The organism is Elioraea sp., assembly GCF_022842375.1.
In the GTDB taxonomy this organism is placed as follows: domain Bacteria; phylum Pseudomonadota; class Alphaproteobacteria; order Acetobacterales; family Acetobacteraceae; genus Elioraea_A.
In genome coordinates this window covers 14,258-27,705 of the sequence record NZ_JALHPR010000009.1, presented here as the reverse complement: position 1 = coordinate 27,705, position 13,448 = coordinate 14,258, and the positions used below count along the sequence as shown (strand labels likewise).

Below are 13,448 nucleotides of genomic sequence, written 5' to 3'. Positions count from 1 at the left end.
GATGTGGTGGCCGAATCCGGTTTCGGGCAGAAGGCTGGCAGGCGCAGGCACCTCCTCGGCATCGGCGGGCTCGACCCCGGGCAGATCCGCGCCGCCCTCGACCTCGCCGAGACCTACATCTCGCTGAACCGCCAGGGCGGGCCGCGTGACGTTCTGCGCGGCCGCACCCTCGTGAACCTCTTCTTCGAGAACTCGACGCGCACGCGCACCAGCTTCGAGCTCGCCGGCAAGCGGCTCGGGGCCGACATCGTGAACATGTCGCCCTCCGGCTCCTCGGTTTCGAAGGGAGAGACGCTGATCGACACGGCGATGACGCTGAACGCCATGCATGTCGACATGCTGGTGGTGCGCCACGACCAGTCGGGCGCTGCCGCCCTCCTCGCCCAGAAGCTCGACGCCGCGGTGATCAACGCGGGCGATGGCACGCACGAGCACCCGACGCAGGCGCTGCTCGATGCCGTCACCATCCGCCGGCACAAGGGAACGCTCGAGAATCTCACAGTCGCCATCTGTGGCGACGTGCTGCATTCCCGCGTCGCCCGCTCCAACATCCTGCTGCTCACCACCATGGGCAGCCGCGTGCGGCTGATCGCGCCCCCCACCCTCATCCCCTCCGGCGTGGCCGCGATGGGGGTGGAGGTGTTCAACGACATGGCGGAAGGCCTGAAGGGGGCCGACATCGTGATGATGCTGCGGCTGCAGAAGGAGCGGATGGGCCGCAGCTTCGTTCCCTCCGCCCGCGAATACTTCCGCTTCTACGGGCTCGACCAGGCCAAGCTCGCACTTGCCAAGCCCGATGCGCTCGTCATGCACCCGGGGCCGATGAACCGCGGCGTCGAGATCGACAGCGCGGTGGCCGACGATCTCCAGCGCAGCGTGATCCAGGAGCAGGTGGAGATGGGGGTGGCGGTGCGCATGGCGGTGCTCGACCTGCTGACGCGCGACACGCGGGCAAACGCATGACGGCAACAGCCTTCACCGATGCACGGCTGATCGACCCGGGTTCGGGCCTCGACCGCATGGGCGTCCTCGTGGTGCGCGACGGGCTGATCGAGGCGATCGCCGACGCCGCGCCCGAGGGTGCCGCCATCGTCGATTGCGGCGGCGCGATCCTCGCACCTGGGCTGGTCGACATGCGCGTCGGGCTTCGCGAGCCTGGCGAGGAGCACAAGGAGAGCCTCGCCGTCCTCGCCGCCGCCGCGTCCGCCGGCGGGGTGACGACGGTGATGGCGCTCCCCGACACCGACCCGCCGCTCGATGAGCCGGCGCTGGTCGAGTTCGTCGCCCGCCGGGCTGCCTCGTTCGGCTCCGTCACCGTGCTGCCCTGCGCGGCCGCCACCAAGGGCTGCGCTGGGCGCGAACTCGCCGAGCTCGGCCTGCTGCAGGAGGCAGGTGCGGTGGCCTTTGGCGACGGCCGCCGCGCGATCGCCGAGGCGCGCACCATGCGGCTTGCCCTCTCCTACGCGCGCGCCTTCGGGGCGATGATCGTGCAGCACCCGGAGGAGCCGTCGCTCGCCCAGGGCGGGGCGATGACGGAGGGAGAGACGGCCACCCGCCTCGGCCTTCCCGGCATCCCGGCTGCCGCCGAGGCGCTGATGGTCGCGCGCGACATAAGGCTCGCGGCGCTCACGGGCGGGCACGTCCACTTCGCGCATGTGACGACGGCGGAGGCGCTCGAGCTCATCCGCCGCGCGAAGACCGATGGCGTGCGGGTGACGTGCGACACGGCCCCGCCCTATTTCGACCTGAACGAGACGGCCGTTGGCGAATGGCGCACCTACGCCAAGCTCTCCCCGCCGCTCCGCACGGAAGCGGATCGCCAGGCCGTCGTCGCCGCGCTCGCCGACGGCACGATCGATGCCATCGCATCGGACCACCAGCCGCAGGACACCGACGCCAAGCGCCTTCCCTTCGCCCAGGCCGAGGCCGGCGGATCGGGGCTCGAGACGCTGCTCGCCGTCACGCTCGGCCTCGTCCACACCGGCAGGCTCGGGCTCGTCCCCGCGCTGGCGCTGCTCACCTCCCGCCCCGCAGCGCTGCTCGGCAGCCCCGCCGGCAGGCTGGAAGCGGGGGCGCCGGCCGATCTCGTGCTGTTCGACCTCGACCGCGCCTGGCAGGTGCGGGAGGAGGCGCTGGTCGGCGCGCACAACACGCCCTTCGATGGGCGCCCGGTGCAGGGCAAGGTCCTCGGCACCTGGAAGGCAGGCCGCAGGGTGTTCGGATGAGCCTCGCGCTCGCCGCCATCCTCGGCGCCCTGCTCGGCTCCGTCCCCTTCGGCCTGGTGCTGACGAAGGCGGCAGGGCTTGGCGATATCCGCCGGATCGGGTCGGGCAATATCGGGGCGACGAACGTGCTGCGTACCGGGCGGAAGGACCTTGCCGCCGCCACCCTGCTGCTCGATGGCGGCAAGGGCGCTGCCTCGGTGGTGATCGCGGGTGCGCTGTGGGGGCCGATGGCGGCGGCGGTGGCGGGTGTTGCCGCCGTTGTCGGGCATCTCTTCACCCCCTGGCTTGGCTTCTCCGGCGGCAAGGGGGTGGCGACAGGCCTCGGCACCCTGCTCGCGCTGGCCTTCCCGGCTGGGCTCGCGGCCTGCGCGACGTGGCTCGTGGTGGCGAAGGTCACGAAATTCTCGTCGCTCTCCGCCCTGGTCGCCTTCACCCTCGCCCCGCTCCTCACCTGGGCGTTCGCGGGCGCTGGTCCCGCCTTCGCCGTGCTGGCGATCGCGGTGCTGATCACGTGGCGCCACGAAGGCAACATCCGCCGCCTGCTCGCCGGCACGGAGCCGCGCATCGGTGAGAGCAAGGAGAAGCAAGGCGCGTGAGCGAAAGGTTGGCGCGGCTTCGGCTCGCCCGCGCCGAGGGGCTTGGGCCGGCCACGGTGCGCGCGCTTATCGCGCGGGCCGGCAGCGCCCAGGCTGCCATCGAGGCGCTGCCACGGCTCGCCCGCGGCCGTGCGGTGAGCCTGCCCTGCCCCTCCGCCATCGCCCGCGAGGAGGAAGCGCTTGCGGCCATCGGCGCGCGGCTGATCCTCGACACCGACCCCCTCTATCCCCAGGCGCTGGCGATGACGTATGACGCGCCCCTCGCCCTGGCCGTCGCCGGTGACCATGCCCTGCTCTCCCGACGATCTGTCGCCATCGTCGGCGCGCGCAATGCCTCTGCCGGGGCGCGGATTATCGCCGAGCGGCTGGCCAAGGACTTGGCCGAGGCCGGCATCGCGGTCGTCTCGGGCCTCGCGCGCGGGGTGGATACGGCCGCGCATGAGGGGGCGCTCGCGGCAGGCGGCATCACGCTCGCTGCTGTCGCCGGCGGGCTCGACAGGCCCTACCCACCCCAGAACGCCGCGTTGCAGGCGCGCATCGCCGCGTCAGGCGCCGTGGTGGCGGAAGCCCCGCTCGGCAGCGCGGCGCTGGCGAAGCTCTTTCCCCGTCGCAACCGCATCGTCGCCGGCCTCTCGCTCGCCACCATCGTGGTGGAGGCGGCGCTGAAATCCGGCAGCCTGATCACGGCCAGGCTCGCCCTCGAGGCGGGGCGCGAGCTCATGGCCGTTCCCGGCTCGCCGCTCGACCCGCGCGCACGCGGTGCCAATGACCTGCTGCGGCAGGGGGCAACGCTGGTCGAGACGGCGGCTGATGTGCTCGCCGCCCTGCCCGACGCCCCGAGTCCCGCGCCGCTGCTGCGCCTCGACCGCCCGACACTTCCGGAAGTGGAGGAGGCTCCAGAACCCGCTCCTGAACCAAGCGAAACCGCCGATGACGAGATCGCCGAGGCAGTGCGCCACGTCACGGCGCTGCTCTCCACTGCGCCCGTCTCGGTTGACGAAGTGCTGCGCCGCTGCCCATGTAGCGCGTCGGCGGTCAATGCCGCCCTCCTGGAACTTGACCTCGAGGGCAGGATCGACCGCCTGCCGGGAAACCGCGTGGTGCTGGCCGCGCGCTGAATTCGCCCCTCCGGCAGGGGCGCGAGGGAAGAAGCCCCCATGGATGTCGTTGTCGTCGAATCACCGGCCAAGGCCAAGACGATCAACAATTATCTCGGTCGTGACTACACCGTGCTGGCAAGCTACGGCCATGTCCGCGACCTCCCGCCGAAGGACGGATCGGTCCGCCCCGAGGAAGGCTTCGCGATGGACTGGGAGGCCGATGACCGGGGCGAGAAGCAGCTCCGCGCCATCGCAGCCGCGCTGAAGGGGGCCAAGCGCCTCTACCTCGCCACCGACCCTGACCGTGAGGGAGAGGCGATCTCCTGGCACGTGAAGGAGATGCTGGCCTCCCGCCGCGCGCTCACCGGCGTCGAGGTGAGCCGCATCACCTTCAACGAGATCACCAAGTCAGCGGTGAAGGCAGCGATCGCCGCCCCGCGTGACCTCGATGGCGACCTGATCGACGCCTATCTCGCCCGCCGGGCGCTCGACTACCTGTTCGGCTTCACCCTCTCGCCCGTTCTCTGGCGCAAGCTGCCGGGCAGCCGCAGCGCCGGGCGCGTGCAGTCGGTCGCGCTTCGCCTGATCTGTGAGCGCGAGGCCGAGATCGAGGCCTTCCGCGCCCGCGAGTACTGGACCATCGAGGGCGCCTTCGCGACCCAGGGTGGAACGCCGTTCACCGCACGCCTGGTGTCACTTGACGGCAAGAAGCTTACCCAGTTTGATCTCGCCGACGAGAAAACCGCAAAAACAGCGGTCTCGCGGGCGGAGGGGGCAAGTTATCGCGTCGCCTCCGTCGAGAAGAAGCGGGTGCGGCGCAATCCACCCGCCCCCTTCACCACCTCGACGCTGCAACAGGAAGCCGCCCGCAAGCTCGGCTTCTCCGCCACGCGGACGATGCGGACGGCGCAGCAGCTCTACGAAGGTGTCGAACTCGGCGGCGAGACCGTTGGCCTCATTACATACATGCGCACCGATGGTGTTCAGATGGCGGCGGAGGCGATTGCGTCCATCCGCGGGCACATTGCCGCCAGCTCGGGCACGGACTATGTCCCCGCGTCGCCACGCGTCTACACCTCGCGTGCGAAGAATGCCCAGGAAGCCCATGAAGCTGTTCGCCCGACCGACGTTGCGCGGACGCCCGATGAGGTCGCCCGCGCGCTGTCGGACGACCAGCGGCGGCTATACGACCTCGTCTGGAAGCGGGCCGTTGCCAGCCAGATGGCGTCGGCCGAGCTCGACCAGACGAGTGTCGAGATCGCCTCTGCCGACAACACGATTGGTTTTCGTGCAACGGGTTCCGTCATTGCCTTTGACGGGTTCCTCAAGCTCTACCGCGAGGATCGTGACGATGCGCCCGCCCCGGGCGAGGTGGAGGACGAGGACAGCAGGCTTCTGCCCGCCATGGCGGAGGGTGAGAAGCCGGCGCTGAGGGCCGTCACGCCCAGCCAGCACTTCACCCAGCCGCCGCCGCGCTTCTCCGAGGCCTCGCTGGTGAAGAAGCTCGAGGAACTCGGCATCGGCCGGCCCTCCACCTACGCCTCCATCCTCCAGGTGCTGCAGGACCGGCAGTATGTCCGCCTCGATGCGCGCCGGTTCATCCCCGAGGATCGCGGCCGGCTCGTCACGGCCTTCCTCGTCGGCTTCTTCGAGAACTACGTGGCGTATGACTTCACCGCCGCCCTCGAGAACCAGCTCGATGACGTCTCCGGCGGGCGGGCTGCCTGGCGCGAGGTGCTGGCAGGGTTCTGGCGCGACTTCGTGAAGGCGGTCGAGGGCACGAAGGAACTCCGCATCGCCGATGTGACCGATGCGCTCGACAGCGACCTTGGGCCCCACCTGTTCCCCGACCGTGGCGACGGCACCGACCCGCGGGCCTGCCCGCGTTGCGGTGCCGGCAGGCTGGGCCTGCGCATCGGCGGCAACACGGGTGCCTTCATCGGCTGCTCGAACTACCCGGAATGCCGCTACACGCGGAATGTCGGCGGTGACCAGTCAGGCGGGACGGAGGATGTCCGCGCGCTCGGCCGGCACCCCGAGACAGGCGAGGAGGTCACGCTCCGCCCCGGCCCCTACGGCCTCTACGTTCAGCTCGGCGAGGCGCCCCCCGCCCCCGCACCTGACCCGGATGCCAAGAAACCCAAGAAGGGTGCCAAGAAGCCCGCGGTGCCCAAGCCCAAGCGCGCCTCCCTGCCCAAGGGGACCGACCCCGCCTCGGTCACGCTCGAGACAGCGCTCGGGCTGCTCTCGCTGCCGCGCCTCATCGGCACGCACCCGGAGAAGCAGGAGCCGATCTATGCCGGCATCGGCCAGTTCGGGCCCTACGTGAAGCTCGGGCCGGTCTATGCCAGCCTCGACAAGGACGATGACGTGCTCTCCCTCGGGATCAACCGCGCCGTGGTGCTGCTCGCCAAGAAACTCGACAGCGTGAAGATGTTGGGGCCACACCCGAAGGGCGGCGAGGTGACGCTCAGGCGTGGCCGCTTCGGCCCCTATGTGCAGCACGGCTCGACGGTGGCGAACCTGCCGAAGGGGGTCGCGTCCGAGGACATGGACCTTGATGCCGCCGTGGCGCTGCTGGCCGAGAAGGGCAAGCCGCTCGCCGCCCGCGGGCGTGGTGGGCGCGGCGGCAAGCCCGGTGCCAAGGCGGGTGCCAAGGGCAGGACGGCGGCACCGGCGCGGCGCAGCGCGGCGGGCTGAGCGCGTCCGTGCGCTGATCGCATACGGTCTCTCGCAAGCGCGCCACGCTTGGCGCACACTCGCTTCGTGCTTCACCGGTCGAGTCGCCGTGCCGCGGAACCACCTGCCCAGTATCCTGCGCCAGGCCCTGCTCGCGCTCGCGTGCGTGGTGGCACCTGCCCTGCCCGCCCGGAGCGCACCCGAGGGGCCGCGCAACGGCGCGCTCGACCATGCGGTGCTCGCTTCCGCGCTCGCCGCGCTGCGTGACCGGCATGTCGAGGAGCAGCTGCCGGCGCAGCGCCTCGCGGCCGGCCTGCGCGGCCTGAGCCGGCTCGAGCCTGCGCTCACCGTTGCCCTCCGGCCGGACAGGATCGAGATCTCGGTCGGTGCCGGTGCCCGCACCAGCCTTGCCGCCCCCCCCGCATCAGACGCGGAGGCCTGGGGCCGCGCGGGTGCCGAGGCGATGCGTGCCGCCGCCGCCGCCTCGCCGCGGCTTCGCGCGGCCGACGCAACGGCACGCCGCCTGCTCGTGCTCGAGGAGATGATCGCGGGGCTCGACCCCTACAGCCGCGTCGTTGCCCCGCGCGAGGCGACCCGCGCCCGCGCGCTTCGGCTCGGGACGGGCGATGTCGGGCTGACCGTGGTGCCCGACCAGGGGGCTGCGCGCATCACCGCGCTGGTACCCAACGGCCCTGCCTGGCGAGCCGGGCTTGCGATCGGTGATCGCCTGATCGCGATCGACGGTGCGCCGACGCGCGGCCTCGGCCCCGAGGCGCTGGGCGAGGCGCTCGCCGGTGAGCCTGCATCGGCGACCGCGCTCACCGTCCAGCGTCGCGGGGCGCCGCCGTTCTCGGTGCTCGTCGTGCGTGCCACGGCGATGACGGCGACCGCACGGCTCGACTGGGCCGGGGACTTGCCCGTCATCTCTCTCAGCAGCTTCACGCGCGAGACCGACCAGGAGGTCGCTCGAGTGGTCGCCGGCCTTGCCGGCCGCCCGACGCCGCCCGGCGGCCTCGTTCTCGACCTTCGCGGCAATCGCGGCGGGCTGCTGCAACAGGCGGTCGGGGTGGCGGATGTCTTCCTCAGGGGCGGCGAGGTCGTGCTCGCGCGCGGGCGCCACCCGGATGCCTCGCGCAGCTACCTCGCCGGCGGGGCCGACCTCGCCGAGGCGATGGAGGTGATCGTGCTGGTCGATGGCCAGACGGCCTCCGCGGCGGAGGCGCTTGCGGCAGCATTGCAGGACAATGGGCGCGCGCGCGTGATCGGCTCCGCCACTCGCGGCAAGGGGCTGATCCAGCTCGTCCACCCGCTGCCGGATGGCGGGGAGATGCATATCAGCTGGGCGCGGCTGATCGCCCCCTCCGGCTATCCGCTCCAGGGCCGTGGCGTGATCCCCGATCTCTGCACCAGCCGGGGCGAGGACATCGCCCGGCGCGAGGCGGAGCGGCTGCTTGCCGCGACCCCGCACGCCGAGGCGCCGCCCCCGTGGCGCGAGGCGTCATCCTCCGGCGCGGCAACGGCGGCGGAAGTGACGGCAGCAGACCTGGCGGCGGAGCGGAGCACCTGCCCGAGTGCCGAGGGCGGCAAGCTTGACACGGAAGCGGCGCTATGGCTTTTCCGCCGCTCCGTTGCCGCAACCGCCGCGTCGCCGGGCGGCGGTGCCGTCCGTTGAGGCGTTGCGTCTCCTTTCGAAGGATTGAGTGATCATGGCCAAGTCGAACACCGTGCTGATCAAGCTCGTGAGCACAGCCGACACCGGCTACTACTACGTGACGAAGAAGAACGCGCGCTCGACCACGGGCAAGCTCGAGCTCAAAAAGTTCGACCCCGTCGCGCGAAAGCACGTCGTTTTCCGCGAAGCCAAGATCAAGTAGCAGAGCTCAGCCGAACGTGTCGCCGGCCACAGCGTCGACGACACGCCACCCCATGCCGAGCCTGATGTTCGCCCACACGCCCGGGCCGATGACGAGTGGCGCGTCGCCGATCTGCTCCATCCAGTCGATCGCCAGGATATAGTCGCCCGCAAGACGATCCTGCTCGCTCAGGTACACGGCGAGCGTTCCCGTCTCCCCGGCCCCGCCGCCATAGATCTCCGCCACCAGGCGATCGCCGAGGCCTGAGAGGTCGAGCACATCGGCGTCGAGGCGGCTCGTGACGTCGAACCACTCCAGCCTGTCGTATTCCGGCCGCGCGATCAGCGCGGCGAGATCGTCCCACACGAACACGTCGCGCTCACCGTCACGTGCGTTCATGACGGTATCGTCGCCACCCATCATCAGCACGCGGTCGCGCCCCGCGCCGTCGGTGATGGTGTCGTCGCCAGCGCCGCCTGTCAGCGTGTCGTTACCCTCGCCACCATCGAGCGTGTCATCGCCCGCGCCACCTGTCAGCGTGTCGTCACCCTCGCCACCGTCGAGCGTGTCGTTGCCCGCACCGCCATCGAGAACGTCATCGCCGGCACCACCCGCGAGCACGTCATCCCCCTCGCCGCCGTCGAGCGTGTCGTCACCCTCGCCGCCATCGAGCGTGTCGTTGCCCGCTCCTGCCCCCAGGTGATCATCGCCCGCGCCGCCGCTGATCGTGTCGGCGCCGTTGCCGGTGGTGATCGTGTCCTTGCCAGCCCCGGCATAGATGCGGTTGTCGCCGTCGCCGGCGTTGATCACGTCATCGCCCTCGCCGCCGTCGATCGTGTCATCGCCGGTGCCTGTGACGATGCGGTCATTCCCGGCGCCGCCCGTGACCGTGTTGCGACCCTCTCCGGCCAGGATCACGTCATCGCCGTCGCCGCCGTCGATCACATCGTCGCCGCTGTTGGCCGCGATGCGGTCATTGCCCGCGCCACCGGAGACGCGGTTGGCGCCACCGCCCGCGTTGATCACGTCGTTGCCGGCACCACCGTCGATCACGTCGTCGCCGCTGCCGGCAGTGACCTGGTCATCGCCATCGAAGCCATGGACGATGTTGTTCCCGTTGCCCGCCGCGATCGCGTCACGCCCCCTGCCGCCCTCGATCACGTCATCGCCCCCGCCCGTGGTGACGGCGAGGCGGGCGAGCACATCGTTGCCGGCGCGGATCGTGTTGCTGCCGCCGGCATCGGTGATCGCGATGGTGCGGAAGGCGCCGACACCGCCGTCGTTGATCGCAACCGGTACGGCAAGCGGCGCGCCTGATCCGTCGATCGCCTCGGCGCCGTCGATCAGCCCGTCGGAGAGGTCGATCGCGTTGTCCTCGACAGCCCCGCCCTCGAGCAGGAAGCGCGTGTTCGACAGCAGGCTCAGCGTAAAGGGAGCGGACGCCCCGGCCTCCCCCTGCACGTCCGAGATCGTCTCGACGACAAGGTCGAGCCGCGCTGCGGCAATGCCGCCATAGCCGTCGATCACGCTGTAGGCGAGACTGTCGGTGCCGGTGAAGCCCTCCGGCGGGGTGTAGACCAGCATGCCATCGCCAAGCGCATCGATCGTGCCGCCAGCCTCCGTCGTGCCGGCAAGAGCGGCAATGGCAAGCGCGTCCTCGTCGTCATCGGTGTCATTGGCCAGCAGCGTCGCCATGAGGATGACGCTCGCCTCGCCAGGCGGGGCGCTCACCGCAAGGTCGGGTGCGGCGACGGGCGCGCTGTTCACCACGGCGATGGCAAGCGACCCCGAGGCCGTGCCGCCATATCCGTCATCGATCGTGTAGGCGAGGCGCGCGGTGCCGAGGAAGGCATCGTCGGGCGTGAAGGCGAAGCTGCCCGCAGTCGTTTCCGCGATCACGCCGCCCATTGCCACGAGGTCCGTCAGCGTCAGCGCATCGCCATCGGCATCACTGTCATTGGCGAGCAGCGCCGCTGCGTCGATCGTTGCCACCTCGCCCGGGCGGATCGTCACCGGCGCGTCACGGCCAAACACGGGTGCTGCGTTGACCACGGCGAGGGTGAGCGTCGCCGCGGCGCTGTTGCCGTGCCCATCGGTCACGACATAGGCCACGCTGTCCTCGCCGACGAAGCCTTCCGGTGGGACGTAGACAAACGTGTCGGGCGCCGTCTCGACGATGCGGCCGCCTTCGCGCGTCGTTCCCTCCATGGCGATGACGGCAAGGACAGCGTCGGCGGGCGCGAGATCGTTGGCGGTGAGGTCCCCTCCGGTGAAGGTGACGTCAGCCCCAGGGCGGAGCACCAGCGTCGCGTCGGGCATCGTGACGGGGTCGTCGGTGACGATGATCACGAGGCTCGCCGCGGCACTGCCGCCTGCGCCGTCGGAGATCACGTACGACACGGTATCGCGCCCGGTGAACCCCTCCGCCGAAGTATAGAGGATGCTGCCGTCGGCGCGTTCCTCAATGGTGCCCGCGTCGGCCGCGGCCTGGTCGATCATCAGCCTGTCGCCATCGGCATCGATGTCGTTGGCAAGCAGGATGTCAGGGATGAGCGCCGCGGTCTCGCCCGGGCGGATCACGAGGGGCGCATCAGGCGTGAAGACAGGGGCTGCGTTCGGCGATGCCTGCCCGACCGGGGCCCTGGGCGCCGATGCTGGGCCTGGCGCTCCCCCGCCACCGCCAAGTGCTGGCGCGCCGGGCGAGATGGTTGGTGGCGGCGCCGGCATCGAGACAGCGCGGGCGGCGGTGCTGCCAGTGCTGCCGAGGAAAGGGCCTGCAATGACATCGCCGACAGGACCGCCGCCCGGGCCATCCTCGAGCGGGAGCACATCGTTCTCGACGGGCGCGTGCCCTGGCGAGACGGGCCGGCCGCCGAACTCGTCATCCGGCCCGCCGCCCATCATCTCCTCGGCCTGCGCCCGAGGCAGCTTCTCGGCGGAAGCCTCCTGCCAGGGGGCCGGTGGGGTGGCTTCTGGCGCGGTGGCCTCCGGTCGGTCGGTCTTCGGCGCGCCGGTCTCTGGTGCGGCTGTTCCGTGTGCGGCGGCCACGCGCTCGTCACCCGGGGCTGCACCGGGCGCCGCTTCGGCAGCCGTCTGTTCCGTCTTTGCAACGGCCGGCTCGTGCGGCGCGCCAGGCTCGACAGGCGTCTCCGCCGCTGTCGCGCCCCCAGCCGCGGGCACGTCAGCGCCGTGCTGTTCGAGCCGGACAAGGAACGGAGTCGCGAGGCCGATGCCGATCGCCGCGGCCCCGCTCCACTGCAGGCCACGCCCGCCCCGCGCGGGTGCCTCGTCATTCATGGCCGCATCGATGGCGTCAATCGCCCGGCCCGATCGCATGCTGAACGACATCATTTCCCCCTTCGCGCACCGGCGCCTCCCCCGAGGCATCCATGCACGGCCGTCAACCTGGTGGGGGCGACCCGGAAAGGGCCGCCCCCGGTGGTCAGGCAGTCAGATATTCGACGAGGCGATCAGATGAACGTATCGCCGCTGACGACGTTCTCGACGTTCCAGCCGAAGCCGATGCGGATGTCGGAGCTCGACGAGACGCCGACATTGATCTGCTCGTCGCCGATCTGCTCGTTCCACTGCACCGCGACGAGGAAGTTGCCCATCTCGCGATCCTCCTCGGAGAGGAACACGGCGAACACGCCGGTCTCGCCGGCGCCGCCGCCGTAGAGCTGCGCGTAGAGGTTGCTGCCGAGCCCGAAGAAGTCGAGCACGTCGTTGTTGCGCGCACCACGCACGTCGAACCACTCGATCGTGTCGTATTCCGGGCCGGCCTTGATGATGCCGCTGAGGCTGTTCCAGACGAACACGTCACGCTCGCCGTCCGCGGCGTTGTTCACGGTGTCGTCGCCGTAGTTCATGAAGAGGCGGTCGACGCCGGTGCCGTCCTCCATCACGTCGTTGCCGAAGCCGCCCGTGATCTGGTCGTTGCCGGACCCGCCCGAGAGCATGTCGTCGCCGTCACCGCCGTTGATCACGTCGTTGCCGGCATTGCCCTCGATCGTGTCGTCACCGCCCTCGCCCCAGAGCGTATCGTTGCCGTCCTCGCCGACGACGAAGTCGTTGCCGTCGCCGGCATGGACCTTGTCATTCCCGACGCCGCCCTCGATGAAATCAGCACCGCTGCCGGTGGTGATCTTGTCGTTGCCGGCTCCGCCGTTGACGTAGTTGTTGCCGTTGCCGGCATTGATCGTGTCGTCGCCGTCGCCGCCCTCGATCATGTCGTCGCCGGAGCCGGTCGTGATGCGGTCATTGCCCGCGCCACCATCGACCATGTTGTTGCCGTCGCCGGCATTGATCGTGTCGTCGCCGTCGTCGCCGAGGATGACGTCGTTGCCGCCAGTGGCGGTAATGCTGTCATTGCCGTCGCCGCCTTCGACGTAGTTGTCGCCGGTGCCGGCATTGATCACGTCGTTGCCGTCGCCACCATAGACCTGGTCGTTGCCGTCGCCGGCATTGATGGTGTCGTTGCCGGCCCCGCCATGGACCTCGTCATCACCGGCGCCGGAGTTGATCGTGTCGTTGCCGGCCCCGCCATCGACCAGGTCGGCACCGCTGCCGGTCGTGATGCGGTCATTGCCGTCATGGCCGAACACCTGGTTGTCACCGTCGCCGGCGTTGATCACATCGGCGTTGCTGCCGCCCTCGATGAAGTCATCGCCATCACCCATATTGATGACGAGGCGGTTCAGCACGCTGTTGCCGGCGATGATCGTGTTGTTGCCGCCCATGTCGTTGATGGTGAGGCGGCGGAACCAGCCGATGCCGCCTGCATTCAGCTCGACATCCTGCGGCAGTTCGAACCCGTCCTCGTCGACGGCCTCGTCGGTGCTGATCAGCGTATCCGAAATGTCGAGCACGTCGTCGGCGAACACGTCGCCGTCGAGGAAGAAGTTGGTGCTGCTTGTCAGCGAAAAGACGTACATCTCTCTCTCCACATCATGTTGGAGCGTGGGGAAAACCCCCATGCTGGCTGGCGAACCCCCC

At 70.2% G+C, this 13,448-nt stretch carries 9 protein-coding genes; 7 read left to right on the top strand and 2 right to left on the bottom strand.

What is annotated here, in order from left to right:
* Window positions 1–6 precede the first annotated feature (6 nt).
* From Q0C38_RS09940 to rpmG, 7 genes are all read left to right on the top strand, one after another.
* Complete coding sequence (locus Q0C38_RS09940; RefSeq protein ID WP_291296929.1) at window positions 7–963, top strand: aspartate carbamoyltransferase catalytic subunit; 957 nt, start codon at window positions 7–9, stop codon at window positions 961–963.
* The gene (gene pyrC, locus Q0C38_RS09935; RefSeq protein ID WP_291296928.1) at window positions 960–2,225 is read left to right on the top strand and encodes a dihydroorotase; all 1,266 of its coding nucleotides are present in this window, start codon (window positions 960–962) and stop codon (window positions 2,223–2,225) included. The genes Q0C38_RS09940 and pyrC overlap by 4 nt, the downstream gene beginning before the upstream one ends.
* A complete protein-coding gene (plsY, locus tag Q0C38_RS09930) occupies window positions 2,222–2,821 on the top strand; it encodes a glycerol-3-phosphate 1-O-acyltransferase PlsY (RefSeq protein ID WP_291296927.1) in 600 nt (199 codons plus the stop codon). The genes pyrC and plsY overlap by 4 nt, the downstream gene beginning before the upstream one ends.
* Complete coding sequence (dprA, locus tag Q0C38_RS09925) at window positions 2,818–3,939, top strand: DNA-processing protein DprA (protein ID WP_291296926.1); 1,122 nt, start codon at window positions 2,818–2,820, stop codon at window positions 3,937–3,939. Before plsY ends, dprA begins: the two co-directional genes overlap by 4 nt.
* A 39-nt stretch (window positions 3,940–3,978) precedes the next feature.
* On the top strand, window positions 3,979–6,621 hold the full coding sequence (gene topA / locus Q0C38_RS09920) for a type I DNA topoisomerase (protein WP_291296925.1): 2,643 nt from the start codon (window positions 3,979–3,981) through the stop codon (window positions 6,619–6,621).
* Between the two features lie 88 nt (window positions 6,622–6,709).
* Window positions 6,710–8,272, top strand: a complete 1,563-nt coding sequence (locus Q0C38_RS09915) for a S41 family peptidase (protein ID WP_291296924.1) — start codon at window positions 6,710–6,712, stop codon at window positions 8,270–8,272.
* A gap of 34 nt (window positions 8,273–8,306) precedes the next feature.
* Complete coding sequence (gene rpmG / locus Q0C38_RS09910) at window positions 8,307–8,474, top strand: 50S ribosomal protein L33 (protein ID WP_144186158.1); 168 nt, start codon at window positions 8,307–8,309, stop codon at window positions 8,472–8,474.
* 6 nt (window positions 8,475–8,480) lie between these two features.
* On the opposite strand, the gene Q0C38_RS09905 is transcribed toward rpmG, so the two are convergent.
* Together Q0C38_RS09905 and Q0C38_RS09900 are read right to left on the bottom strand one after the other, a co-directional pair.
* Window positions 8,481–11,750, bottom strand: coding sequence for a cadherin-like domain-containing protein (locus Q0C38_RS09905; RefSeq protein WP_291296923.1), 3,270 nt, complete (start codon window positions 11,748–11,750; stop codon window positions 8,481–8,483).
* Between the two features lie 173 nt (window positions 11,751–11,923).
* A complete protein-coding gene (locus Q0C38_RS09900) occupies window positions 11,924–13,387 on the bottom strand; it encodes a calcium-binding protein (protein WP_291296922.1) in 1,464 nt (487 codons plus the stop codon).
* Window positions 13,388–13,448: the final 61 nt, after the last annotated feature.

Bases quoted from the DNA above. Each gene is read 5' to 3' on its own strand.
- pyrC (WP_291296928.1), top strand. From the start codon at position 960: ATGACGGCAACAGCCTTCACCGATGCACGGCTGATCGACCCGGGTTCG.
- plsY (WP_291296927.1), top strand. From the start codon at position 2,222: ATGAGCCTCGCGCTCGCCGCCATCCTCGGCGCCCTGCTCGGCTCCGTC.
- topA (WP_291296925.1), top strand. From the start codon at position 3,979: ATGGATGTCGTTGTCGTCGAATCACCGGCCAAGGCCAAGACGATCAAC.
- rpmG (WP_144186158.1), top strand. From the start codon at position 8,307: ATGGCCAAGTCGAACACCGTGCTGATCAAGCTCGTGAGCACAGCCGAC.
- Q0C38_RS09905 (WP_291296923.1), bottom strand. From the start codon at position 11,750: ATGAATGACGAGGCACCCGCGCGGGGCGGGCGTGGCCTGCAGTGGAGC.
- Q0C38_RS09900 (WP_291296922.1), bottom strand. From the start codon at position 13,387: ATGTACGTCTTTTCGCTGACAAGCAGCACCAACTTCTTCCTCGACGGC.